The sequence below is a fragment of the Phytobacter massiliensis JC163 genome (assembly GCF_000321045.1).
GTDB lineage: Bacteria > Pseudomonadota > Gammaproteobacteria > Enterobacterales > Enterobacteriaceae > Phytobacter_A > Phytobacter_A massiliensis.
The window spans coordinates 57,427-81,556 of sequence record NZ_HE578945.1 but is presented as its reverse complement, the minus strand read 5'-3'; the positions used below and the strand labels follow the sequence as shown (position 1 = coordinate 81,556).

Annotated in this window: 16 protein-coding genes and 2 pseudogenes; 7 read left to right on the top strand and 11 right to left on the bottom strand. The window is 57.4% G+C overall.

Features of this window, described 5'->3' with window-relative positions:
• The 3 genes and pseudogenes from iscS to trmJ form a co-directional block, all read right to left on the bottom strand.
• A pseudogene (gene iscS / locus ENTHG_RS00665) lies at window positions 1-785 on the bottom strand (cysteine desulfurase); the annotation flags it as partial.
• A gap of 176 nt (window positions 786-961) precedes the next feature.
• A complete protein-coding gene (gene iscR / locus ENTHG_RS00660; protein ID WP_044172344.1) occupies window positions 962-1,453 on the bottom strand; it encodes a Fe-S cluster assembly transcriptional regulator IscR in 492 nt (163 codons plus the stop codon).
• Between the two features lie 211 nt (window positions 1,454-1,664).
• Window positions 1,665-2,396, bottom strand: coding sequence for a tRNA (cytosine(32)/uridine(32)-2'-O)-methyltransferase TrmJ (gene trmJ / locus ENTHG_RS00655; protein ID WP_044172341.1), 732 nt, complete (start codon window positions 2,394-2,396; stop codon window positions 1,665-1,667).
• 117 nt (window positions 2,397-2,513) lie between these two features.
• Here trmJ and suhB point away from each other — a divergent pair, with 117 nt between their 5' ends.
• Window positions 2,514-3,317 carry an inositol-1-monophosphatase gene (suhB, locus tag ENTHG_RS00650; RefSeq protein WP_044172338.1) on the top strand — a complete coding sequence of 268 codons (804 nt, stop codon included), beginning with the start codon at window positions 2,514-2,516 and terminating at the stop codon, window positions 3,315-3,317.
• Between the two features lie 66 nt (window positions 3,318-3,383).
• Here suhB and ENTHG_RS00645 read toward each other — a convergent pair whose 3' ends face one another.
• The 3 genes from ENTHG_RS00645 to ENTHG_RS00635 form a co-directional block, all read right to left on the bottom strand.
• Window positions 3,384-4,220 (bottom strand): hypothetical protein, encoded by an 837-nt coding sequence (locus ENTHG_RS00645; protein WP_237567434.1) that lies wholly within the window; start codon window positions 4,218-4,220, stop codon window positions 3,384-3,386.
• A gap of 95 nt (window positions 4,221-4,315) precedes the next feature.
• Window positions 4,316-5,296 carry a nickel/cobalt transporter gene (locus tag ENTHG_RS00640; protein ID WP_044172335.1) on the bottom strand — a complete coding sequence of 327 codons (981 nt, stop codon included), beginning with the start codon at window positions 5,294-5,296 and terminating at the stop codon, window positions 4,316-4,318.
• Complete coding sequence (locus ENTHG_RS00635) at window positions 5,287-5,925, bottom strand: DUF1007 family protein (protein WP_044172332.1); 639 nt, start codon at window positions 5,923-5,925, stop codon at window positions 5,287-5,289. The genes ENTHG_RS00640 and ENTHG_RS00635 overlap by 10 nt, the downstream gene beginning before the upstream one ends.
• A gap of 124 nt (window positions 5,926-6,049) precedes the next feature.
• Between ENTHG_RS00635 and csiE the strand changes: the two genes are divergently transcribed.
• Window positions 6,050-7,327, top strand: a complete 1,278-nt coding sequence (csiE, locus tag ENTHG_RS00630; protein ID WP_044172329.1) for a stationary phase inducible protein CsiE — start codon at window positions 6,050-6,052, stop codon at window positions 7,325-7,327.
• Here csiE and ENTHG_RS00625 read toward each other — a convergent pair.
• The 4 genes and pseudogenes from ENTHG_RS00625 to ENTHG_RS00610 form a co-directional block, all read right to left on the bottom strand.
• On the bottom strand, window positions 7,324-8,463 hold the full coding sequence (locus ENTHG_RS00625) for a 3-phenylpropionate MFS transporter (protein WP_044172326.1): 1,140 nt from the start codon (window positions 8,461-8,463) through the stop codon (window positions 7,324-7,326). The two genes, csiE and ENTHG_RS00625, sit on opposite strands and share 4 nt — an antisense overlap.
• Window positions 8,464-8,546: 83 nt before the next feature.
• Window positions 8,547-9,398, bottom strand: coding sequence for an aldose 1-epimerase (locus ENTHG_RS00620; protein WP_044172323.1), 852 nt, complete (start codon window positions 9,396-9,398; stop codon window positions 8,547-8,549).
• The gene (locus ENTHG_RS00615) at window positions 9,395-10,834 is read right to left on the bottom strand and encodes a sugar porter family MFS transporter (RefSeq protein ID WP_044172321.1); all 1,440 of its coding nucleotides are present in this window, start codon (window positions 10,832-10,834) and stop codon (window positions 9,395-9,397) included. Before ENTHG_RS00615 ends, ENTHG_RS00620 begins: the two co-directional genes overlap by 4 nt.
• A 72-nt stretch (window positions 10,835-10,906) precedes the next feature.
• Window positions 10,907-14,172 (bottom strand): annotated as a pseudogene (locus tag ENTHG_RS00610) (DUF5107 domain-containing protein).
• A 113-nt stretch (window positions 14,173-14,285) separates the two neighbouring features.
• Between ENTHG_RS00610 and ENTHG_RS00605 the strand changes: the two are divergent.
• Window positions 14,286-15,479, top strand: a complete 1,194-nt coding sequence (locus ENTHG_RS00605; protein WP_044172318.1) for an ROK family transcriptional regulator — start codon at window positions 14,286-14,288, stop codon at window positions 15,477-15,479.
• A 195-nt stretch (window positions 15,480-15,674) separates the two neighbouring features.
• Here the strand turns inward: ENTHG_RS00605 and glyA are convergent, their stop codons facing one another.
• Window positions 15,675-16,928 carry a serine hydroxymethyltransferase gene (gene glyA, locus ENTHG_RS00600; protein WP_044172315.1) on the bottom strand — a complete coding sequence of 418 codons (1,254 nt, stop codon included), beginning with the start codon at window positions 16,926-16,928 and terminating at the stop codon, window positions 15,675-15,677.
• Between the two features lie 320 nt (window positions 16,929-17,248).
• Here glyA and hmpA point away from each other — a divergent pair, with 320 nt between their 5' ends.
• From hmpA to cadA, 4 genes are all read left to right on the top strand, one after another.
• Window positions 17,249-18,439 carry an NO-inducible flavohemoprotein gene (gene hmpA, locus ENTHG_RS00595; protein ID WP_044172312.1) on the top strand — a complete coding sequence of 397 codons (1,191 nt, stop codon included), beginning with the start codon at window positions 17,249-17,251 and terminating at the stop codon, window positions 18,437-18,439.
• A 199-nt stretch (window positions 18,440-18,638) separates the two neighbouring features.
• Entirely contained in the window at window positions 18,639-20,174 is a 1,536-nt protein-coding gene (gene cadC / locus ENTHG_RS00590) for a lysine decarboxylation/transport transcriptional activator CadC (RefSeq protein ID WP_044172308.1), read from the top strand.
• Between the two features lie 360 nt (window positions 20,175-20,534).
• The gene (gene cadB / locus ENTHG_RS00585; RefSeq protein WP_044172305.1) at window positions 20,535-21,869 is read left to right on the top strand and encodes a cadaverine/lysine antiporter; all 1,335 of its coding nucleotides are present in this window, start codon (window positions 20,535-20,537) and stop codon (window positions 21,867-21,869) included.
• An 81-nt stretch (window positions 21,870-21,950) separates the two neighbouring features.
• Window positions 21,951-24,095 (top strand): lysine decarboxylase CadA, encoded by a 2,145-nt coding sequence (gene cadA, locus ENTHG_RS00580; protein ID WP_044172302.1) that lies wholly within the window; start codon window positions 21,951-21,953, stop codon window positions 24,093-24,095.
• Window positions 24,096-24,130: the final 35 nt, after the last annotated feature.

Sequence of the window (24,130 nt, the reverse complement as noted above, 5' to 3'; positions counted from 1 at the left end):
TCTTCTTTGGCGATACGGTAAGCTTCGCCCATGCCGACGATCTGGTGAACCGGCAGAGTACCGGAACGCATGCCGCGCTCGTGACCGCCGCCGTGCATCTGCGCTTCGATACGGATACGCGGTTTACGACGCACGTACAGCGCGCCGATACCTTTCGGGCCATAGATTTTGTGGCCGGAGAAGGACATCAGGTCCACTTTCAGCTGGCTCAGATCGATAGGCAGTTTGCCCACGCTCTGGGTGGCGTCAACATGGTAGATGATGCCGCGGGCACGGCACATTTCGCCGATGGTGGCGATATCCTGCACCACGCCGATTTCGTTGTTAACGTGCATAATGGAAACCAGAATGGTGTCGTCGCGCATTGCCGCTTCGAGCTCTTTCAGGTCAATAATGCCGTTACGCTGCGGGGCGAGGTAGGTCACTTCAAACCCTTCACGCTCCAGCTGACGGCAGGTATCCAGTACGGCTTTGTGTTCGGTTTTGCAGGTGATGATGTGCTTGCCTTTTTTCTGATAGAAGTTGGCCGCACCTTTAATCGCCAGGTTGTCGGATTCGGTCGCGCCGGAAGTGAAAACAATTTCACGCGGGTCGGCGCCAACCAGCTCAGCAATCTGATTACGGGCGATATCTACCGCCTCTTCAGCCTGCCAGCCAAAACGGTGTGAACGGGAAGCAGGGTTACCAAAGGTCCCGTCCAGAGTGAGGAACTGCATCATTTTCTCGGCAACACGCGGGTCCACCGGCGTGGTTGCGGAGTAGTCGAGATAAATCGGTAATTTCATTGCTCTATAAACTCCGTACATCGCTCTAATGCAAGGAATCAGGCAACCGGCTGGATGTACGACCGAGTACACGGGGCGAGTGCACGCCCCGGCCTGATTCTGAAAACTTTTATAATTTTACCTGACTGTTTTTCGGCACAGTCAACATCACAGCGCCCCGAAACAGGACGGGTAAACTACGCGCGCAGTTTAACGTCGATTGCGTCTTGTCCGCGGTTGCTACGCTGGGATTCATGGCTGTGCTGACGACCTGAGACATCCAGCACTTCCTGGTTATTAACCAGTTCGCCCAGCGTAATGTTGTTCAAAAAGCCGGTCAGGCGATCGCTGAGATCGCGCCACAGCGCGTGGGTCAGGCATTTATCGCCGCCCTGGCAGCCGCCTTTACCCTGGCAGCGGGTCGCATCGACTGATTCGTCAACGGCGCTGATCACTTCACCGACGGCGATGCTGCTGGCGTCTTTACCCAGCAGGTAACCGCCACCCGGGCCGCGCACGCTGGCGACGAGGCCATTTTTGCGTAAGCGAGAGAACAGTTGTTCCAGATAAGAGAGGGAGATTCCCTGACGCTCGGAGATATCAGCCAACGGAACCGGGCCCGCTTCTGAGTTGAGCGCAACGTCCAGCATTGCGGTCACGGCATAACGCCCTTTAGATGTCAGTCTCATGTCTTAACTTAGCCTCAAACTCGCCCCTGCCCGGGGTTGTTATTAATATTTAATGTAATGTCGCATAGCAGGCGCAAGTCTGACATTCCTGACTAAATTGGTCAACTATTTACTTGACTAAATTAGTCAGGTATTTGGCTTTTAGTGTGGTTTTACTTAAGGTGGCTATCAGGCCAACGGCTCCCCTCTCCGGCATGAGAGGGAGGCGCTTTTACAGTTTGTCCTGCGTTTTTTGCTCAATGGATGCCAGCATGCCGCGCAGGATATTAAGCTCCTGGCTCTCCGGGCGGGCGCGGGTAAACAGACGGCGCAGTTTGCTCATCACCTGCCCCGGATGGTTCTCGCGGATAAAGCCGGTTGCCAGCAGCGTTTTTTCCAGGTGGCCGTAGAAGCGCTCTAAGTCTTCCACCAGCGGATACGGCGTCTCTTCATGGGCAGGGGCGTCCGTTTCCTGCGTTGCCAGCCAGGCCATGCGCACTTCATAGGCAATGACCTGCACCGCCATCGCCAGGTTCAGCGAGCTGTACTCCGGGTTGGCAGCGATCGCCACGTGGTAGTGGCATTTTTGCAGCTCATCGTTAGTCAGCCCGACGCGTTCGCGGCCAAAAACCAGCGCGATGGGCGCGTGCTGCGCCTCGGCAACGCTTTTCAGGCCGCACTCGCGCGGGTCGAGCATCGGCCACGGCAGCGTGCGCGAACGGGCGCTGGTGCCAACCACCAGGCTGCACCCTGCCAGCGCTTCGTCCAGCGTATCAACGATTTGCGCGTTGCCAATCACATCACTGGCCCCGGCGGCCAGGGCAATGGCCTGTGAGTCAGGCTTCACCAGCGGGTTTACCAGCCACAGGTTGGTTAAGCCCATGGTTTTCATTGCGCGGGCCACGGAGCCCATGTTGCCGGTGTGAGAGGTTTCAACCAGCACGATTCGAATATTTTGCAGCATTGTCTTTCTTCGTCTAAAGATTATTCGCGGATAGTAGCATAAAGCGAAGACATAATTCGAATTCGCTGCTATCATACGCGCCGTTTTCCGTTCTTTAACATCCAGTGAGAGAGACCGATGCATCCAATGCTGACGATCGCCGTGCGCGCTGCGCGCAAGGCGGGTAATGTAATTGCCAAAAACTATGAAACCCCGGACGCTGTAGAAGCGAGCCAGAAAGGCAGTAACGATTTCGTGACGAATGTGGATAAGGCCGCCGAAGCGGTAATTATCGACACCATTCGCAAATCCTACCCGCAACATACCATCATCACCGAAGAGAGCGGTGAACATGAAGGTACCGATCAGGATGTTCAATGGGTTATCGATCCGCTGGATGGCACCACCAACTTCATCAAACGCCTGCCGCACTTCGCGGTATCTATCGCCGTTCGTATTAAAGGCCGCACCGAAGTCGCGGTGGTTTACGATCCGATGCGTAACGAACTCTTCACCGCGACCCGCGGCCAGGGCGCACAGCTGAACGGCTACCGTCTGCGCGGCAGCACCGCCCGTGACCTGGACGGCACCATTCTGGCGACCGGCTTCCCGTTTAAAGCTAAACAGCACGCCGCGACCTATATCAACATCGTAGGCAAACTGTTCACCGAATGCGCCGATTTCCGCCGCACCGGCTCTGCCGCGCTGGATCTGGCCTACGTTGCCGCTGGCCGCGTGGATGGTTTCTTTGAAATCGGCCTTAAGCCCTGGGATTTCGCCGCAGGCGAACTGCTGGTGCGTGAAGCGGGCGGCATCGTCAGCGACTTCACCGGCGGCCATAACTATATGCTCACCGGCAACATCGTGGCGGGCAACCCGCGCGTGGTGAAGGCGATGCTGGGTAACATGCGCGAAGAGCTGAGCGACGCGCTCAAGCGTTAATCCCGACCTCACCAGATGTCCCGGATGCGGCGTAACGCCTTATCCGGGACACCTCAACTATAGCGGTTAACTCACCAGCCTTATCACGATACGCACGATTGTGTTTACCGCGATACACAAAACCACCATGCCAATAAACAGCGCAATGTGCCCCCGCCACGTCCGGCAGCCCGCCTCCCCTACCAGATGACGTACACCGTAAGCGATAGCGCCCGTCAAGAAATAAGCGCACAGGATCCCCACCATAACGGGTGCCAGTAACAGCCATTGCAACAGCGCGTCGTCATATTCCCACCCGATAATCACCATCCACGATATTTGGCCTGGCAGATAAAACCCTAAAGCGAAGATCAGCGGAAGTTGCAGGTTACGCGGTTGAATGGCGGAATTTCTTGTCAGACGCCAGCCATCGCTTACCAGTAGCAACGCCACTACGAGCGTGGCGATATAGCAGATATAGTTAAAAAACGCGGAGTACCACAGTAAAGTATCCAGAGAGACTTTCGCCAGAAAGCCGAGGCGGCAGAAAACGAGAACCAGAAAACCACACTGCAAGCCCCAGCCGCGCAAAAGCCAGTTAAACAGCGTCCGGGGTGCGGGGTCGTTATGCAAAGCCCAGGCGATAATCGGCAACTTACAGAAGCCGGGGTTACACAACCCGAGAACAAAACCGGCCAGCAACAATTCGCCGTAGAACATAGCAGGAATGTTACCGACCTTCGTTCCCCACAGGCCTATGGCATTGGGCATCGCTTGATAGATGCGAATCAGATCGCCCGGCCACCAGTTTGCCATTTTCGGCCAACTGAAGATTATAACCAAACCCGTTAACAGCCCGGCGACAGTGGATCTCCATGGAAGGGCGGGTTTACAAGCAGAAGAGGAGGGAAAAAGGGTGGCCATAATGACTCCTTGTCGTCAGCCGATACCGAGCAGCTAAATTAAAACATTGCCGGGTAAACAGCAATGCGCCGCTTTTGCGCTTTGTCCGATCCTACTTAAAACGGCCTGAGCCCGCCGCCGGGCTTCACCGCGCTCAGCCACATCACCACCGCCGCCACGAATAAAATCGCCCCGCCCGCTAACGCCAGCGTCGTCCAGCCAACCTGCCGCCACAGCACCGGCGCTTTTACGGCGCTCAGGCGTACCGCCAGAGTGCGAAAGCTATGCACCAACAGCGCCAGAGACGTAATCGTCAGCGAAGTGCCCGCCGCCATCGCCAGCGCCGAGGCCATGCCCCAGTTAAAAACCCCGACCACTTTACTGAACAGCAGCACCATAATCGCGCCGGAGCAGGGGCGCATCCCCATTGAGAGGATGATCACCAGCCGCGCGCGCCAGTCGTCACTCTCCTGCAGCTGCTGCGGGTCTGGCAGATGCTGATGCCCGCAGCCGCAGTCCGCGTGATGAACATGGTGCGGCGTGAAAGCGGTAAATTTCGGTCTGCGTAACAGTCCGCGCAGCTTTTTCAGCGCCCGCCAGCACAGCAGTAGCCCCAGCACGCCGACCAGCGCATAGCTCCCCTTCTCCAGCCAGAAGCTGCTCAGATGAAGCTGCCTTGCCGGAAGGCGAAGTACGGTAAGTACCACAATCACCAGCACGATAGCCACCACGCCTTGCAATAGCGACGCGGCCAGCGTCAGGCCAATACTTGATTTCAGCCTCGACGGATGGGTGGCAAGCCAGGTGGTGATGACGACCTTGCCATGCCCCGGCCCCAGCGCGTGCAGCACGCCATAAATAAAGCTGAACAGCAGCAGCACTCCGCCTGCCTGCCCAGAATTTGCCGCTACCGCTTTTAACAGACCGCTCAGCTGCTGGTTCACCTCCCGCTGCCAGATCGTGCTTTTAAGCATCACCTGCGGCCACGCCTGCCACAGCCAGATAGTCCCGGCCAGCGCCAGCAGCGCAAACAGAACAAGCGGCCACAGCGCCAGCCAGCGACGCGCGCGGGAACGGGGCTGCGGGATCACTGACATTGTAACGTCACCTTCTGGGCAAACTGTTTGCCAAGGTCCATATCCTCCGGCGGCGCATCCTCTTTATCCAGCGACTGGGCGAAGCTTAGCGTCTCTTCATTGGGCGTTGGCGTATGGACAGCAAGCTTACAGACAGTGCTTAAGGCTGGCGGCAGGCTGGCGTCTTTATCCTCTTCGTAGGACATATCCACATAGTAGCTTGGGTCGAAGGTGGAAATAACGTAGGTCTGCCCGGCAAGAGGCTGCGGCGTCGCCAGCGGCAGCACAAACGTCAGCACCGCCTGGTGTTCTTCACGGCTCATGCCATATTCCGCAGGGCGGTTTTTAAACTTCACCCTCTGCCCGTTATGCCACACTTCGGTGAAATAGTGCTGCCCCAGCACATTCGCCATCACCTCTGCCGCCAGCTTTTTCCAGACTTCATCGCCGGGCCTGGCGTCACCCGCGTCATACAGCAGATCTGCGGAGGTGATCTCATCCATCGTCCAGCGCATTTTTAGCGCCACGAACTGATTGTCTTCACTGACAACCTGAGTCTGTAGTCGGATAAAACTGTGCGGGTGCGCCAGCGCGCCGAAAGATAAAAGCGCGAGAAAAAGACCTAAGGCATACTGTTTGACTGCTTGCATGTATTCCTCACGGGAAAAATTCTGTGATGCCCCCCGGCATTCCTGAATGAAAGGGTAATGGCTGCGCTTTCGCCACAACCACCTTTAGCTATCCTTATTTGACAACTTTCCTGGAGCCTGACAGATGACTATTGTAATGACCCCACCATCTGTGCTCTCCAGTCCGCAGCGCCGCTGCCAGGTGTTATTACTGCTCGCCTTACCGGGGCAGAGTGTCACCACGGAAATCATACGCGCCATGAATGGCGTGGACGAGGAGGTCGCACGGCAAGATATAGCCGACACCGGCCATGAGATCCAGCGTTATCACCGGCTTACCATCGCATCGCAGCAAGACGGCAGCTATCGGATTGAAGGCACAACTCTGGACCAGCGTTTATGCCTGTTACACTGGCTGAGGCGCGGCCTGCGCCTGTGCCCGCAGTTTATCGCGCAACATTACGCCCCTGGCCTAAAGGCGGCGTTAAAACAGCAGGGCGTTGCCCGCACGCTATATGACGACACCAATCTGCGGGCGCTGATTAACCTCTGTGCCCGCAGGCTGGAACGCTCTTTTGAGAGCCGCGACATCCAGTTCCTGCGACTTTACCTTCAGTACTGTCTGCTGCAAAGCCACGCGGGCTTTTCACCCATATTTAACCCGGTGCAGCATGCGTGGACGCAGATGCGCGCGGAGTATGCCGCCGCGCGGGAGATCGTTCGCCACTGGCAGCGCCGCGTCGCCGCCCTGCCGCCGGAGGGCGAGCACGCCTTTCTCTCGCTGCTGTTTATGATGCTGCGCATCCCCGATCCGCTTAATGACCGTCACCAGCAGGACCGGCGGCTACAGCAGGCTATCGCGCGAATGATTACCCGCTTTCGTACCCTGGCGGGGCTGCGTTTTAGCGATGAAAAAGGGCTAACCGATCAGCTTTATATCCATATCGCCCAGGCGCTGGACCGCAATCTGTTTGGTATTGGTATTGATGACAGCCTGCAGGAGGAGGTTTTCCGCCTCTATCCGCGGCTGGTGCGTACTACCCGCGACGCGCTACAGGTGGTGGAAAAAGAGTACGCGCTGCGTTTCAGCGATGAGGAGACCGGGCTGGTGGCGGTGATCTTCGGCGCGTGGCTGATGCAGGAGGCGGATCTGCATGAAAAACAGGTGGTGCTGCTTACCGGCGACGAGCCAGGACGCGAACAGGAGATTGAGGGGCAGCTGCGCGAACTGACGCTGCTGCCGCTGAATATCAAGTACCTGCCGCTGCAGGAGTTTCAGAAACATGGCGCGCCGCGCGACGCGACGTTAATCATTACCCCTTACGCCACGCCGCTGCCGCTGTTTTCCGCTCCGCTTATCCATGCTGACAGGCCGTTGACCGGCCATCAGCAGCAGCATATTCGCGATATGCTGGAGGCTTAAGGCTGGGCGGCGATTTTCGGGCGCAGAAACAGCGCCGGAACCGCCACCAGCGCCATCACCCAGAATAGCCCCTGGTGCAGATGCTGGAACAGGAAACCGGCGAAAATGGTCATCAGCGCGATGCTGCCGCCCATCGCCACCGCAGAGTAGACCGCCTGCAGGCGAATCACTTCGCTGCCCTTGCGCGCGGCGATATAGCGCATTGCCGCCAGATGGCAGACGGTAAAGGTGCCGCAGTGCAGGATCTGCACGACGATAAGCCAGGCCAGTTCCGTGGTCCAGCCCATCAGTCCCCAGCGCACAATGCCGCAGACTGCCGACAGCAGCAGCAGGTCGCGGGCGCTAAAGCGGCGAAACAGCCGGTTGCTCAGGGTGAAGACCACCACTTCCGCCACCACCCCCAGCGACCATAAATAGCCCACCAGCGAAGCCGAATAGCCCGCCTCCTGCCAGTAAATGGCGCTAAAGCCGTAGTAGGCCGCGTGCGCGCCCTGCAGCAGCGAGACGCAGGCAAGGAAGCGCCAGTTTTTCGCCATTAACTCACGCCATGCCTGCCAGCCCGTGGCGTCCTGCGCGCGCGACTCCCCTGCGGGCATAATGGCGGGGCGTAACAGCATCCCCAGCAGCATGGAGGCGACGCCGAGGGTCAGCATCGCCAGAATCGCGCGATAGTCGAACTCGCTTACCAGTTTGCCGGTGACCGCCGAGCCGATCACAAAGGCTATTGAGCCCCATACCCGCACCCGGCCATAATCCATCGGAAACTGTTTTTGCCAGGTGTTGGCCAGCGCGTCGGTCAGCGGCACCAGCGGCGAGAAAAAGAGATTAAAGCCGATAATGATTACCATCAGCCACGCCACGTGGGTTCCGGCCCAGAAGGCGAGCGCGAAAATCAGCGTAATCAGCGCCAGTACGCGCAGGGCATTGATAAGCCGGGAGGGGTCGTTAACACGCGGCGCGATCAGCAGGCTGCCGAGGAAACGCGCCGCCAGCCCTGCGCCTAACAAAATGCCGATGGTTTCCGGGTTTAAGCCGGTGCCTTTGAGCCAGACGCTCCAGAAAGGCAGAAAAATGCCGTAGCTAAAGAAGTAGGTAAAATAAGCAAGCGCCAGCCAGCGCGTGGACTGCAAAACCATGATTCCCTCCCGATTTGGAGGCGATAGTCTGGAGGGAAACGCAGGCTGGCGCAAGTGAGTATTAACAGCCAAATAACATCCGTTTATCCCTCATCTACGCGGATCTGCAGAGCGAAGCGGCAACATTCATTTTTCGCTAACAGGCGCAACCCCGGCTGCCCCGGCAGGTTGTGGGCATTGACCGGGTGCGTCTGCGGCTCCAGGCAGAGAAATGACTCACCTGGCATTCTGAACAGCATCAGCCACGGAGTTTGCGCGAAAAGCGTGACTCGCATCACATCATGCTGCACTACCGCACGGCCGCTCCAGCCGGAATAGCCCACATTAAGCCACGCATCCTGGCCATACTGCGCGGAGGAAAAGTCCGCCTGCGGCGGGATGGTGCGCTGCCAGGCCAGCGGCAGATGCTGCTCCCCTTCCGGCCAGTAGCCGCTGGCCTGAAACTGCGCCGTACTCCGGGCGTTAAAGGCGAAAAAGGGGTGAAAACCGCAGCCGTAAAGCATGGGCCGCTCGCCGAGGTGGGTGATAGTCACCAACGCCTTAAGCGCTGCCCCGTCGAGCAGGTAATCCAGCACGGCCAGATAGTTATAGCCGCAGGGATGCTGGCTGCGCAGGCGCAGGGAGCAGCTATCGCGCCCTCTCGCCGCTACCTCCCAGCGTTTGAGCCAGCCGTCGCCGTGCAGGAAGAAGGTGTCATCCGCCTGATGGCGGGGCAGCGTAACTTCCTGCTCGCGCAGGTTAAAACGGTTTCCCGCCACGCGGTTGGCGACCGGCAGCATGGGAAAGAGCGCGCAGTCGCCGGGTTTCTCTCCCCTTCCCTCGCGCAGCACCGGCTGCTGATGTTGTAACGAAAAGCAGCTTAACAGCGCGCCACCTTGCGGGTCGACGCGCACCCGCAGATGCGCGTTTTCCAGCGTCAGGGTGTTGCCTTTCATTGCACGCGGCCTGCGCGGGCAGAAGCATCAGCTTTCAGGTGGCGGGAAGCCAGCTGTTCTTCCAGCGCTTCCAGCGTCACGCCTTTGGTTTCCGGCACGTTGCGCAGAACAAAGATAAAGCCCAGCGCGCAGATGACGCCGTAGAGCAGGAAGCTGCCCGCCGCGCCCAGCCCGGCATTAAGCAGCGGGAAGGTGTAGGTCAGCAGGAAACAGGCCGTCCATAGCGCCAGAGTGCCTAACGACATCGCCAGACCGCGCACGCGGTTAGGGAAGATTTCCGACAGCAGCACCCAGGTCACCGGTGCCAGCGTCAACGCATAAATGGCAATAGCGGCCAGCACCAGAACCAGCACCGGCCAGCCCATAATGCCCATGCCATAGGCGGCAGCAATCAGCACGTAGATAACGGTCAGGCCGGATGCGCCAAACAGCATCAGTTTGCGGCGGCCGATTTTGTCCACCAGCGGCAGCGCGGCAAGGGTGAAGACCAGGTTGATTATCCCGGTAGCGACGATTGATTTCAGCGTGCCGTTGATATCAAACCCGGCGGAGGCGAAGATCTCCTGCGCATAGTTAAAGATAACGTTGATCCCGCACCACTGCTGAAACACCGCCAGCACCATGCCGATAATCACTATCGGCTTGATCTGCGGCTGCGCCAGGGTTGACCACGCCACCTTATGATTGTCTTTTTGCAGGGTGTGCTCGATTTCCCGCAGCGTCTGGCTCGCGTATTCCACGGAGCCAATTCGTTGCAGCATGGCGCGGGCGCGCTCCGGTTTCCCGGCTTTCACCAGCCAGCGCGGGGATTCCGGCACAAAAAACATCAGCACCAGAAAGGCCAGCGCCGGAACCAGCTCCGCGCCGAACATCCAGCGCCAGCCCATCTGCCCGTTCCAGCTGTCAACAATCGCCTGCTGTGACGCGCCGGTAGCGACCGGCTCGGCAATCATCAGGTTAATAAGCTGCGCCGCCAGCACGCCAATCACGATGGTCAGTTGGTTAACAGCCACAAAGCGCCCGCGTTTTTCCGCCGGGCTGACCTCGGCGATATAGAGCGGGCTCAGCGCCGAGGCCAGACCAATGCCGACGCCGCCCACGATGCGGTAGACCACGAACATGTCGAAATTACTGGCGACGGCGGTTCCCCATGCAGAGGCGCTGAACAGGATAGCGGAGAGGATAAGCGGCATCTTGCGGCCAAACTTATCGGCGCACCAGCCGGAAATCAGCGCGCCAAAGATACAGCCCACCAGCGCTGAACTCATTGCCCAGCCGGACTGGGCCGGATCGGTTATCGAGAAATACGCTTCATAAAAGGGCTTCGCCCCGCCAATCACCACCCAGTCGTAGCCAAACAGTAGGCCACCGCAGGCGGCGACCAGGCAGATGGTCCAGACATAGCCGTTTTTAAAATGTGTCTGCGCGTTATTCATTATGATTCCTCTTTCAGGGAAACGCAGGGAACAGAAGGTTACCGGTGAAGCGGCCTTCACCGGTTCAGGGTGTTACTTAAAAAGCTCAAGGTTAATGGCATGGCGCAGCAGCAGGGCTTTATCATGCGCCGGGTTTAACGTCAGCAAATCGTCCAGGGCGCGGTCGCAGGCCGTAAAATCCTCGAGCCCCAGGTGGCCAAGCGCCTCGACAAACAGGCAGTGCTGCTGGTGTTTCGCCGCCGCGGGGGTATCCAGCACCACCAGATCCGGCAGCGACACCGCAAAGAAATCCACCTCCGGCACCGTCTGCCGATGGGCCTCCACCCAGCTCAGGAAGCTGTGGAACAGGGCATCGGCGGCGGCCTTGTCCCCCAGCGCCCGCAGCGCCATTCCCTGCCAGAAGAGATAGTCCACCGGCTGATCGTTGTAGTAGCGTCCGGCATCCAGCGTGCTGCCGCCGCGCGTCGCCCGCACGAAACAGCGCTGCGCTTCGTCTGCCTGATTGAGCCGCTGCGCGCAGTAGCCAAGCAGGTACCAGATGTCATTGTCGGTCTGCCCCGGCAGGCGGCCTTCGCCGAGGTTTAGCGGGTAGTGCAGCCCCTGCTGGAGCAGCTCAACCGCGCGCGTCGTTTCGCCCTGGCCGATAGCGGCCAGCGCCCGGTGAAGCTGGTTAAGCAGATACTGGCCGGTGGCCTTGCCCTCCCCCCTTCCCAGGGGTGGAACACGCGCTCCCGGAGCACGGCGGCGGCAGCCTGATACTCGCCCAGGCCGTTCCACAGGCTAAGCAGTTCAACCGTCAGATCGTCGCGGCGGAAAACCACCGCCTGCCGGGCGGCCAGCGTCTGCAGTCGCTCTGTCGCAGGGGCAGCGGTCAGCTTATTGAGGTAGTCCAGTTCAAACAGGAAGCGGGCATTGTCCGGCTCCAGCGCTGTGGCCTGCTGCAGATAACGCCGCGCCTGCGCCGCATCGTGCTGTTTATTCCAGGCATAGATGCCCAGCAGTCGATGAACCGGCGCGAAATCCGGCTCCTGCTGCAACGTGAAGCGCCAGCAGTCGACCGCCTCGTCGTAACGGCGTTTGCTGTACCAGAAGCAGCCCAGCAGATAGCGGGCGAAGGCGTTGTCGCCCAGCGCCTGTAGCATCTGCACTTCATCAAGGGAGTTCGGGAAGCGCACGCGGTTTTGCAGGCACGCGCGGGCCTGGTCGATCAACGGTTGCGGATCGTCGCTGAGCGATGCGCGCCACAGCATCGGCAGGGCCTCCTGACTGTCGAGCAGCGCCAGCATCTCGCGGGCGGCGTCGGTCTGGCCGAATGAGACCAGCCAGCCGGCCAGCGCGCAGGCGTTAGCCCCCCGCCGCCCGGTAACGGCAATCAGCGCCTCGCGGGCGGCATCGTCACGCCGGATGGCCCAGCGCGCATAGTGCATCGCATAGCTTAAGGGCCAGGCGACCAGTTGGGCGTCAAGCCAGGCCAGCGCCTCATCGCTGCGGTTCAGTTTCGCCAGCGCCAGCGCTTTCAACCCCATCGCCAGGTTATTGCTGGCGTTAAAACGGAGGCTCTGATTGACCTTCTCCAGCGCGTCAGAGTAATGGCCGTCGCGCATGGCGAGCCGCGCCAGCGCCCAGAAAGCGGCGTCGCGGCAGTTTCCGCTCCAGCTTGCCTTGTAGTAGTGGTCCCAGGCCTGGGTAACGTCGCCCTGGCGCTCCAGCGCGGCGGCCAGCAGCATGCTGGCTTCGCCGTCGCGCGGGTTTTTATTGAGTTTATGCGCCCTGGCCAGCGCCGCTCGGGCGCAGCGCTCCGCCTGCTGCCAGTCGGCGCTGTTCAACGCCAGCGTGCCGAGGGCGACGTTGTTGCGATAGTCCTGCGGGTCAAGCGCCAGCGCCCGGCGATAGTAATCCTCCGCGTAGCGGCTGGCGTGGTTGTACTGCTCCAGGTGCTGGCCGATAAAGTACAGCTCCTCGGCGCTGGTTATCGCCTCCGGCAACGCGGGGGCGCTGGCGGCGGAAGGCAGCGGCATCTCTTCGGCAATATGCTCTGCGTAGCGCAGCAGCGACTCGCCGTCGGCGCGGGCAATCGTCATGGTTACCCGCTCGTTGCCGCCGTCAGGCAGGTCGCTAAGCCAGCTCTGCCCTGGCTCCAGGGTGAGGTTTTTTTCGAAAAACGTCCCTTTTTCACCGCTCAGCGTAACCAGAACGTTCTGCAACGGGGCGACGGCGTAGACGCCGACCGAGAGCTGGTGGTTATCGCGCACCAGACGCAGCGCCAGTTCCGTGCTGGCGTTTTGCACCATCCCCAGTTCGCTATAGGGTAAGAAATTCTGTACGAAGACTTTCTCTTCAAACGGGGCAAGCCAGGTGAAATCGGGCTGATTGTCGGTATACACCCCGGTCATCAGTTCAATATAGGGGCCGTTTTCGTCGGTGAGGTTCCTGTCCCAGGCGACGCCAAAATCGCCGTAGCCCCAGGTCCACTGTTTTTTACCCGGCGAAACATGGTGATCGGCAACATGCAGCAGCCCGCCGCGCTCGCCATGATGCCAGGCGCCGACAAAGTCGTAATCGGATTTGGCGGCCATATAGGAGGTAGGTACCGGCACGTTTTTATAGCGCGAGATATCCACCCCCGCGGAGTAGTCCACCTTGTAGTAGGTGCCTCTGGCGATAGGAAACGCCGAAACGTCGCGCTTACCGTGATCGAACACGGCGGTGACGTCCGGCGGGAAAACGCTTTGATGATCGTCACCCCCTTTTACCGCCGGGTTAGCCCACCACAGGAAGTGGCGCGGCGTCGCGTTGCCGTTGAAGACTTTGCCGGTAATTTCGATCAACGCGCGGTGAGGATAGAGCGTAAAGCCAGCCATCACCTGCAAGCCGCGCATCGGCTCGACCTCCCCCATCCAGACGGTCTGCTCCCCCTGCTCCCCGGCCTGAACCGTGAAGTCCACCGGCATAAAGGTGGTGGGACGATGGTGCTGCGGCCAGTTAAATTCGATGCCGCCTGAGATCCACGGCCCCAGCAGGCCGACCAGCGCCGGTTTCACCACTTCGTTGTAGTAGACGAAATCCCGCTGCCGCACTTTGTCATAGGCGCGATGGATACGCCCCCCCAGCTCCGGCAGCAGCATGACGCGGATGAAATCATTTTCCATCCAGACCGCCCGGTATTCGCGCATTTCGCGTTTGCCGGTCAGCGTATCAATCACCCCGTACGGGTAGACCGCCCCTGATGACCCCTGATAAACCCGCTTTTCCAGGAACATAGGATTCGGATCTTCTTCCCCCGCCGTCCAGGTCGGGAGCGAGAGCGTTTCCTGCCAGACCTTAACTGAACCGTACATGCTGCCTCCACTCAATAAATAAAAGTAAACCTTTCTCTTAACGCTATTGTGGCGCGCTTAACTGACGGTAAAATGCGCAATGCTCACGCAATACAGTTAAGGAAGTTAAGTGAATGCCCCGTTCAGGATTTAACAATGCCCGCGTCAGGCAGGCTAATAAGCAGATTTTCTTGTCCCATCTGTGGCGGGAAAAGCAGCTCAGTAAGTCGCAGCTGGCGCAGCTTACCGGCCTGTCAATTCCGGCGGTCGGCAACATACTGCAGGAGTTGATGGACGAGGGGCGAATCAGCCACTCCCGCGAAAGCCTCAGCCAGCGCGGGCTCAGCGGCGGCAGCTACCATCTGCCTGAGCAAGGGGCGTGGACGCTGTGTATGAACGTTACGCCCACCAGCCTCACCAGCCAGCTGGCGAACGCGCGCCTTGTGGCAGTAGGCGATCCGCAGCACGAGCGCATCGACGCAGGCACGCCAAAAGCGCTACTGGCTGCGCTGGCCGCCCACTGGCGCAGGTATCGCCAGCGTTTCCCTGAGGTGACCATCAATCTGGCGCTGGGGGTGCACGGCCAGGTCGATCCAATCACCGGCGCGTCGAAGACCATGCCGCAGGCGCCGTGGAAGACGCCGGTAGAGATCAAATATCTGCTTGAGGAGCAGCTGGGCGTTCAGGTGCGGCTGGATAACGACTGCGTGATGCTGGCGCTGGCGGAAAAGTGGCAGAACCCGGCGGCGAACAGCGACTTCTGCGTGATAAACGTCGACTACGGCATCGGCTCTTCGTTTGTGATTAACGACCATATCTGGCGCGGCAGCCTGTACGGCAGCGGGCAGATCGGTCACACCATCGTCAACCCGGACGGGGTAGCCTGCGACTGCGGGCGCTATGGCTGTCTTGAGACGGTGGCCTCCCTCAGCGCGCTAAAAAAGCAGGCCAGAGTATGGATGAAAGCGCAGCCCGATGCGGGCTACGATCCGGAGATGCTGGCTACGGAGCAGTTGATTGCCGCCTGGCGAGAGGGGGACGTGCGCATTCAGGCGTGGGTAGAAAATGCCGCCAGCGCCATTGGGCTAAGCCTGTATAACTTCCTAAATATACTCAATATTAATCAGATCTGGCTGTATGGCCGCAGCTGCGCCTTTGGCGAGCGCTGGCTGCATACCCTGGTGCAGCAGACAGGTTTTAACCCCTTCGACCACGGCGACAATCCGCGGGCGAAGGCCACGCAGATAAACTTCGGCAGGCTCTCTCCCGCGCAGCAGTTAATGGGAGCGGGCTATCTGTATGTGGAGTCGCAGCTTAGCGAGCTTTGAGCGTCCTTCCCGTCAGCCCGTGTAAACATGCGCATCCGATGGCTTCCCGGATGCGGCTTCGCCTTATCCGGGCTACCATTTCCGTAGCCCGGGTAAGCCTGCGCAGCCGGGATTGCAGGGACAAAAAAGGCCTCCCGCAGGAGGCCTCAGCGTAGCCCGGGTAAGCTTGCGCACCCGGGAGCCTACGTTTAAAGATTAAGCGTAAACCGGGAAGCGGCGGCAGATTTCCAGCACTTTCTGTTTGGTGCGCTCAATGACCGACTCGTCGTTGATGTTGTCCAGCACGTCACACATCCAGCCCGCCAGCTCTTTCACTTCCGCTTCTTTAAAGCCGCGGCGCGTTACGGCCGGGGAGCCGATACGGATACCGGAGGTAACGAACGGGCTCTTCGGATCGTTCGGCACGCTGTTTTTGTTAACGGTTATGTTGGCGCGGCCCAGCGCGGCGTCAGCTTCTTTACCGGTGAGGTTTTTGTCCACCAGATCCAGCAGGAACAGGTGGTTTTCCGTACCGCCGGAAACCACTTTGTAGCCGCGGTTGAGGAACACTTCCACCATTGCTTTGGCGTTTTTCGCAACCTGCTGCTGGTAAACCTTGAACTCCGGCTCCATCGCTTCTTTCAGCGCCACCGCTTTCGCTGCGATAACGTGCATCAGCGGGCCGCCCTGCGCGCTCGGGAACACGGCAGAGTTCAGTTTTTTGTACAGCTCTTCGTCGCCGCCTTTCGCCAGGATCAGGCCGCCGCGCGGACCCGCCAGGGTTTTATGGGTGGTGGTGGTGACAACGTGCGCATGCGGAACCGGGTTCGGGTAGACGCCAGCGGCGATCAGGCCCGCTACGTGCGCCATATCGACAAACAGGTAAGCGCCGATGCTGTCGGCGATTTCACGCATTTTTGCCCAGTCTACGATGCCGGAGTAAGCAGAGAAGCCGCCGATGATCATCTTCGGCTTGTGCTCTTTCGCCTGCTTCGCCATGTCTTCATAGTCAATTTTGCCGGACTCATCGATGCCGTAAGGGATGATGTTGTACAGTTTGCCAGAGAAGTTAACCGGGGAGCCGTGAGTCAGGTGGCCGCCCTGCGCCAGATTCATACCCAGCACGGTGTCGCCCGGCTGCAGCAGCGCGGTGTAGACAGCGAAGTTAGCCTGAGAACCGGAGTGCGGCTGGACGTTAGCGTAGTCTGCGCCGAACAGTTCTTTCGCGCGGTCAATCGCCAGCTGTTCAACGATATCAACGTACTCACAGCCGCCGTAGTAGCGCTTGCCCGGATACCCTTCGGCATATTTGTTGGTCAGCTGAGAACCCTGCGCCTGCATCACGCGCGGGCTGGTGTAGTTTTCGGAGGCGATCAGTTCAATGTGCTCTTCCTGACGTACTTTTTCCTGCTCCATAGCCTGCCACAGTTCGGCATCATAATCGGCAATGTTCATTTCACGCTTTAACATCCGCATCTCCTGACTCAGCTAACAAGTAAATTTGTGCCTGAAAAGGCTGTCCTGGTGGACTTCGGCCCACAGTATAACTGATTCATATTCTGATAACAGGTCTTGACAAAGGTTTTTACGCAAACGATTGGCTCGGCGTCAGACAAGGCTTTGAGCGATAACGCGTCGGGGAAAATAACGGGAAATCTTTTCATCTTCATAATGCGTTTTTTTCACCCAGTCAGAAACCGCGTCGTGGAATACCCCTCTTTACACAGCGGCTATTTTGATTATAAGATGCATTTAAAATACATCTTATAAATCACCAACAGGAAGCCATCATGCTTGACGCTCAAACCATCGCGACGGTGAAAGCCACCATTCCCCTGCTGCTGGAAACCGGTCCGAAGCTGACCGCGCACTTCTACGATCGGATGTTTACCCACAATCCCGAGCTCAAAGAGATCTTCAATATGAGCAACCAGCGTAACGGCGACCAGCGCGAAGCGCTGTTTAATGCTATCGCCGCCTACGCCAGTAACCTGGAGAACCTGCCCGCGCTGCTTCCCGCGGTGGAGAAGATTGCGCAGAAGCACACCAGCTTTCAGATTAAGCCCGCCCAGTACAATATTGTTGGCGAGCATCTGCTGGCGACGCTGGATGAGATGTTCAGCCCCGGTCAGGAAGTGCTGGACGCCTGGGGCAAAGCCTATGGCGTGCTGGCGGATGTGTTTATCAAGCGTGAAGCACAAATTTACCATGAACACGCCAGTCAGAAAGGCGGCTGGGAAGGCACCCGGCCGTTTCGGCTGGTAGAGAAAAAACCGCAGAGCGCGCTGATTACCAGCTTCGAGTTCGCGCCGGTGGACGGCGGCCCGGTGGCGGACTATCGCCCCGGCCAGTATGTGGGCATCTGGCTTAAACCAGAGGATTTCCGCCATCAGGAAATTCGTCAGTACTCCCTGACCCGCGCGCCAAATGGCCGCAGCTACCGTATCGCGGTAAAACGTGAAGGCGAGGGACAGGTGTCGAACTGGCTACACGATCGCGCGCAGCCCGGCGATATCGTTCATCTTGCGGCCCCCGCCGGGGACTTCTTTATGGATGTCGACGCCGCCACGCCGGTGACGCTTATCTCTGCGGGTGTCGGCCAGACCCCGATGCTGGCGATGCTCGATACGCTGGCAAAAGCTGGGCATCCCCAGCAGGTAAACTGGCTGCACGCCGCGGAGCATGGCGAGATCCACGCCTTCGCCTCCGAGGTGAAAGCCCTGAGCGCCGCCCTGCCGCGCTTCTCCTCCCACGTCTGGTATCGCATTCCGACAGAACAGGACAGGCTGGCGCAGGCCTTCAACAGCGAGGGGCTGATGGATTTGAGCAAGCTGGAAGGGGTATGCAGCGAACCGACAATGCGCTATTACCTCTGCGGCCCGGTCGCCTTTATGCAGTATGCCGCCGGTCAGTTAATCGCGCTGGGCGTGAATAAAGACAATATTCATTACGAATGCTTCGGCCCGCATAAGGTGCTGTAAACCTGCAACGCATCCGGGCGTCCCGGGTGCGCTTGCGCTTACCCGGGCTACGTTTGAGGTCTGCATCCGGGCGTCCCAGGTGCGCTTTCGCTTAACCGGGCAACGTTCGGGGCCCGCATCCGGGGCGACTCCCGACACTTGCCTTACGTTACCGTGTTATGATTAACGTTTTACCGGATCTGTTAAGGCGTCTTTATTTATGCAGCAACCTGTTGTACACGTTGGAGAATGGCTGGTTACGCCTTCCGTTAATCAAATCAGTCGGCAGGGACGCCAGATTACTCTTGAACCGCGCTTAATCGATCTACTTATCTACTTTGCTCACCATCCTGATGAAGTGCTGAGCCGGGATGAGATTATTGATAACGTCTGGATGCGCACCATCGTCACCAGCCACGTTGTCACCCAGAGCATTTCTGAACTGCGCAAATACCTGCGGGACGGCAATGAAAACAGTCCCGAGTATATTGTCACCGTCCCTAAACGCGGCTATAAGCTGACCGCGCCGGTGGTCTGGTCAGTAGAAACGGACGACGAAGCCGAAAGCCTGCCCGCTGATATGCCCGCTGTGACGGCGCCATTGCAGGCGTCAAGCTCGTCCGGCACCGCGGCGACTGTTCCCTCCTCCGGGGATCACTCCCTGCCCAAAAGCCGCGAGCGGCGCTTAAGTAGATTCTGGACCTGGTGCCTGTTTCTCGTTTCATTAACCGCCCTTATTGCGATGGTCGCGCTCTCAATGATGCCCTCCCATCCTGAGGTGACTAAAACGCGGCTGCTGCTTAACCCGCGCGATATCGACGTGCGTTTTGATAGCGGCAACTCTTGTAATAATTGGGCTTCGCAGGAGGCCTACGCTATTGGCCTCGGCAGCCTGATTACTACGTCGCTCAACACCTTTTCAACGTTTATGGTGCACGACAAGACCAACTATAACGTCGACGAACCGAGCAGCTCAGGAAAAACGCTGACTATCCGTTTTGCTAACCAGCGCCACTATCGCGCCCAGCAGTGCTTTATGTCAGTGCTGCTGGTGGATAATGCCGACGGCGCAACCATGCTCGATAAGCGCTATTTCATCACCGATACCAATCAATTTACGATTCAGGACGATATTTTCGACTCGCTCTCAACCGCCCTGACGCAGCCCTGGCCCGCGCGGATGCAGGGGCTACTCGCCCAGTTCCGCCTGCCGCAGTCCTCCACCTCGCCGCATTTTTATGAGGCGTACCAGCTTCTTCTCAATGGTGATGTCCAGTCATTGAATAAAGCCAGCACTATTCTGGAGACAATAAGTAAAAATTCCCCGGAGTTTGTTATTGCTTATCAGTACAAAGTGCTGGTTGATGTCTTGCGCCATTCGCAGCAGCCTTTTAATAGCCAGCAAATGGATGCGTTGAATAATGAGTTTAATAAAATAGCGCAGATGCCAGGCATTGAGCAGAACGCTGTTTTCTATAAAATTCAGACCATCGATCTTTTAGGTAAAGGAAATGTTGATGGCGCATTCGATGCCATTAATAAAAGTATCGACCTGGAGATGTCGTGGATGAATTATCTGCTACTGGGTAAGGTGTACGAAATGAAGGGTGAAAGTCGTCTGGCGGCGGACGCCTACATTACCGCCTTTAATTTACGTCCTGGGGAAAACACCATGTACTGGATTGAAAACGGCGTGTTCCAGACCTCTATTAAGAATATCGTCCCCTATCTGGACAGTTTTCTGGCCGAAAAATAACCCCCTTGCGGGAAGCGTCAAATCATTGCGCGCTTCCCGGCCAATTTTTTTAAAAACCCCACGTTAAAAAAGATGTTGCTGAAAATAGTCTTTTTAAAATTTTCGCAACATCACCCCACCAAAGCATCGATCACATCCCTTTGATTATTAACTAAATTTATCTTTTCCTGAGGTTTTTATCTGAAGTTTATACTTGCTGAAAAATCCTCAACTTCTCATTTTTAACGGGTTTGTTTTTATTTCACCTAATCTTTAGGACTTCTCTTAACGTGGTCGGTAATCTTGCAGCCAGTTGGTCGGGTCAGTCAAAGCTAAGTGGTCATGATCCGGTTCTCAAAATACCGTTCAGGAGAAATGAACATGAGTTCTGCCAAAAAGATCGGGCTGTTTGCCTGTACTGGCGTCGTCGCCGGTAATATGATGGGGAGCGGGATTGCATTATTACCTGCGAACCTCGCCAGCATCGGTGGTATTGCCATCTGGGGCTGGGTAATTTCTATTATTGGCGCCATGTCGCTGGCTTATGTTTACGCCCGACTGGCCACCAAAAACCCGCAGCAGGGCGGCCCTATCGCCTACGCCGGGGAATTATCTCCCGCCTTTGGTTTCCAGACCGGCGTGCTTTATTATCATGCCAACTGGATTGGTAACCTGGCTATCGGGATTACCGCCGTCTCTTATCTCTCTACCTATTTCCCGGTGTTAAATAACCCTATTCCTGCCGGTATCGCCTGTATTGCTATCGTCTGGCTGTTCACCTTTATTAATATGTTGGGTGGGACCTGGGTAAGCCGTTTAACCACTATTGGCCTGTTCCTGGTCCTGATTCCGGTGGTGCTGACGGCGGTTGTTGGCTGGCACTGGTTCGATATCGCGACGTATCACGCAAACTGGAACACCTCTACCACCACCGATCCGCACGCGGTTATTAAAAGTATTCTGCTCTGCCTGTGGGCCTTTGTTGGTGTGGAATCTGCTGCCGTGAGCACCGGGATGGTGAAAAACCCGAAACGTACCGTACCGCTGGCAACCATGCTCGGCACCGCTCTCGCCGGTATCGTTTATATCGCCGCTACGCAGGTTATCTCCGGTATGTATCCGGCTTCCGTGATGGCTTCTGCGGGTGCGCCGTTCGCCGTCAGCGCCTCTACCATTCTGGGTAGCTGGGCCGCGCCGCTGGTTTCCGCCTTTACCGCATTCGCCTGCCTGACGTCTCTGGGCTCCTGGATGATGCTGGTTGGTCAGGCGGGGGTTCGCGCCGCTAACGATGGTAACTTCCCGAAAGTGTATGGCGAAGTCGATCAGAACGGTATTCCGAAGAAAGGCCTGCTGCTGGCGGCAGTGAAAATGACCGTGCTGATGATCATCATCACCATCATGAACTCCAGCGGCGGTAAAGCGTCCGACCTGTTCGGTGAGCTGACCGGTATCGCCGTTCTGCTGACCATGCTGCCTTACTTCTACTCCTGCGTTGACCTGATTCGCTTCGAAGGTATCAACGTGCGTAACACCGTTAGCCTGATTTGCTCGGTTCTGGGCTGTGCCTTCTGCTTCATCGCACTGATGGGCGCTAACTCTTTCGAACTGTCCGGCACCTTCATCGTCAGCCTGATCATTCTGATGTTCTACGGCCGCAAAATGCACCAGCGCCAGAATGCAGCGCAAGACGACGCTATCGAAGCCGAAGCTCTGTAATCCGTTAATCCTTCATTCTAAAAGCCCTTTCCTGCACCTGTCTGTGAGATGGGAAGGGCTTCCTTTATCTGGAATAAGACTATGAACGTTATCGCAATTATGAACCACATGGGCGTCTACTTTAAGGAAGAGCCTATTCGTGAACTGCATCGTGCGCTGGAACGCCTTGATTTTCGTATTGTTTACCCGAACGACCGTGAAGACCTGCTTAAACTGATTGAAAACAACGCGCGTCTTTGCGGCGTCATTTTTGACTGGGACAAATATAACCTTGAGCTGTGCGAAGAGATCAGCGCGCTCAACGAATATATGCCGCAGTATGCTTTCGCCAACACCTACTCTACGCTGGATGTCAGCCTCAACGACCTGCGTATGCACGTCCGCTTCTTCGAATACGCGCTGGGCGCTGCGGAAGATATCGCCGCCAAAATCAAACAGAGCACCGACGACTACATCGACACCATTCTGCCGCCGCTGACCAAAGCGCTGTTCAAATATGTGCGTGAAGGCAAATACACTTTCTGTACGCCAGGCCATATGGGCGGCACAGCGTTCCAGAAAAGCCCGGTAGGCAGCATCTTCTACGATTTCTTTGGCCCGAACACCATGAAATCGGACGTGTCGATCTCCGTTTCCGAACTGGGCTCGCTGCTTGACCATACCGGTCCGCATAAAGAGGCGGAAGAGTACATCGCCCGCGTCTTTAACGCCGAGCGCAGCTATATGGTGACCAACGGCACCTCAACGGCGAACAAAATCGTCGGTATGTACTCCGCACCGGCGGGCAGCACCGTCCTGATTGACCGTAACTGCCATAAGTCGCTGACGCATCTGATGATGATGAGCAACATTACGCCCATCTACTTCCGCCCGACCCGTAACGCCTACGGCATTCTCGGCGGTATTCCGCAGAGCGAGTTCCAGCGCGAAACCATCGCCAAACGGGTGAAAGCGACACCCAACGCCAGCTGGCCGGTGCATGCCGTTATTACCAACTCTACCTATGACGGCCTGCTGTACAACACCGATTACATCAAGAAAACGCTGGATGTAAAATCCATCCACTTTGATTCCGCCTGGGTGCCTTACACCAACTTCTCGCCCATTTACGAAGGCAAATGCGGCATGAGCGGCGGCCGCGTGGAAGGGAAAGTTATCTACGAAACCCAGTCCACCCATAAGCTGCTGGCGGCCTTCTCCCAGGCTTCCATGATCCATGTGAAAGGCGACGTTAACGAAGAGACCTTCAACGAAGCCTTTATGATGCATACCACCACGTCGCCGCATTACGGCATCGTGGCCTCTACGGAAACCGCAGCGGCAATGATGAAAGGCAATGCCGGTAAGCGTCTGATTAACGGTTCGATCGAACGTGCGATTAAGTTCCGTAAAGAGATCAAACGCCTGAAAAGCGAGTCTGACGGCTGGTTCTTTGACGTCTGGCAGCCGGAACATATCGATGGTCCGGAGTGCTGGCCGCTGCGTTCAGACAGCGCATGGCACGGCTTTAAAAATATCGATAACGAACATATGTACCTCGACCCCATCAAAGTCACCATTCTGACTCCGGGGATGAAGAAAGACGGTACGATGGATCAATTCGGTATCCCGGCAAGCCTGGTGGCAAAATACCTCGACGAACGCGGTATTGTGGTTGAGAAAACCGGCCCTTATAACCTGCTGTTCCTGTTCAGCATCGGGATCGATAAAACCAAGGCGCTGAGCCTGCTGCGCGCGCTGACCGATTTCAAACGCGCCTTTGATCTGAACCTGCGGGTGAAAAACATTCTGCCTGCCCTGTACCGCGAAGCGCCGGAATTCTATGGCGAGATGCGCATTCAGGACCTGGCGCAGAATATTCATGACCTGGTTCAGCACCACAACCTGCCGGATCTGATGTTCCGCGCGTTCGAAGTGCTGCCGTCCATGGAAATGACCCCGTTTGACGCCTTCCAGAAAGAGCTGCACGGCGAAACCGAAGAGGTATATCTGGACGAGATGGTTGGCCGGATCAACGCCAACATGATCCTGCCGTATCCTCCGGGTGTTCCGCTGGTGATGCCGGGTGAAATGATCACCGAGGAAAGCCGTCCGGTACTGGAGTTCCTGCAGATGCTGTGCGAAATCGGCGCTCACTATCCGGGCTTCGAAACCGATATTCACGGCGCATACCGTCAGAAAGATGGCCGTTACACTGTTAAGGTATTGAAAGTAAATAATAAATAAAACACTAAGGGAAGTGGCCTGCCACTTCCCTTTTT

Bases quoted from the DNA above. Each gene is read 5' to 3' on its own strand.
- iscR (WP_044172344.1), bottom strand. From the start codon at position 1,453: ATGAGACTGACATCTAAAGGGCGTTATGCCGTGACCGCAATGCTGGAC.
- trmJ (WP_044172341.1), bottom strand. From the start codon at position 2,396: ATGCTGCAAAATATTCGAATCGTGCTGGTTGAAACCTCTCACACCGGC.
- suhB (WP_044172338.1), top strand. From the start codon at position 2,514: ATGCATCCAATGCTGACGATCGCCGTGCGCGCTGCGCGCAAGGCGGGT.
- ENTHG_RS00645 (WP_237567434.1), bottom strand. From the start codon at position 4,220: ATGGCCACCCTTTTTCCCTCCTCTTCTGCTTGTAAACCCGCCCTTCCA.
- ENTHG_RS00640 (WP_044172335.1), bottom strand. From the start codon at position 5,296: ATGTCAGTGATCCCGCAGCCCCGTTCCCGCGCGCGTCGCTGGCTGGCG.
- ENTHG_RS00635 (WP_044172332.1), bottom strand. From the start codon at position 5,925: ATGCAAGCAGTCAAACAGTATGCCTTAGGTCTTTTTCTCGCGCTTTTA.
- csiE (WP_044172329.1), top strand. From the start codon at position 6,050: ATGACTATTGTAATGACCCCACCATCTGTGCTCTCCAGTCCGCAGCGC.
- ENTHG_RS00625 (WP_044172326.1), bottom strand. From the start codon at position 8,463: ATGGTTTTGCAGTCCACGCGCTGGCTGGCGCTTGCTTATTTTACCTAC.
- ENTHG_RS00620 (WP_044172323.1), bottom strand. From the start codon at position 9,398: ATGAAAGGCAACACCCTGACGCTGGAAAACGCGCATCTGCGGGTGCGC.
- ENTHG_RS00615 (WP_044172321.1), bottom strand. From the start codon at position 10,834: ATGAATAACGCGCAGACACATTTTAAAAACGGCTATGTCTGGACCATC.
- ENTHG_RS00605 (WP_044172318.1), top strand. From the start codon at position 14,286: ATGCCCCGTTCAGGATTTAACAATGCCCGCGTCAGGCAGGCTAATAAG.
- glyA (WP_044172315.1), bottom strand. From the start codon at position 16,928: ATGTTAAAGCGTGAAATGAACATTGCCGATTATGATGCCGAACTGTGG.
- hmpA (WP_044172312.1), top strand. From the start codon at position 17,249: ATGCTTGACGCTCAAACCATCGCGACGGTGAAAGCCACCATTCCCCTG.
- cadC (WP_044172308.1), top strand. From the start codon at position 18,639: ATGCAGCAACCTGTTGTACACGTTGGAGAATGGCTGGTTACGCCTTCC.
- cadB (WP_044172305.1), top strand. From the start codon at position 20,535: ATGAGTTCTGCCAAAAAGATCGGGCTGTTTGCCTGTACTGGCGTCGTC.
- cadA (WP_044172302.1), top strand. From the start codon at position 21,951: ATGAACGTTATCGCAATTATGAACCACATGGGCGTCTACTTTAAGGAA.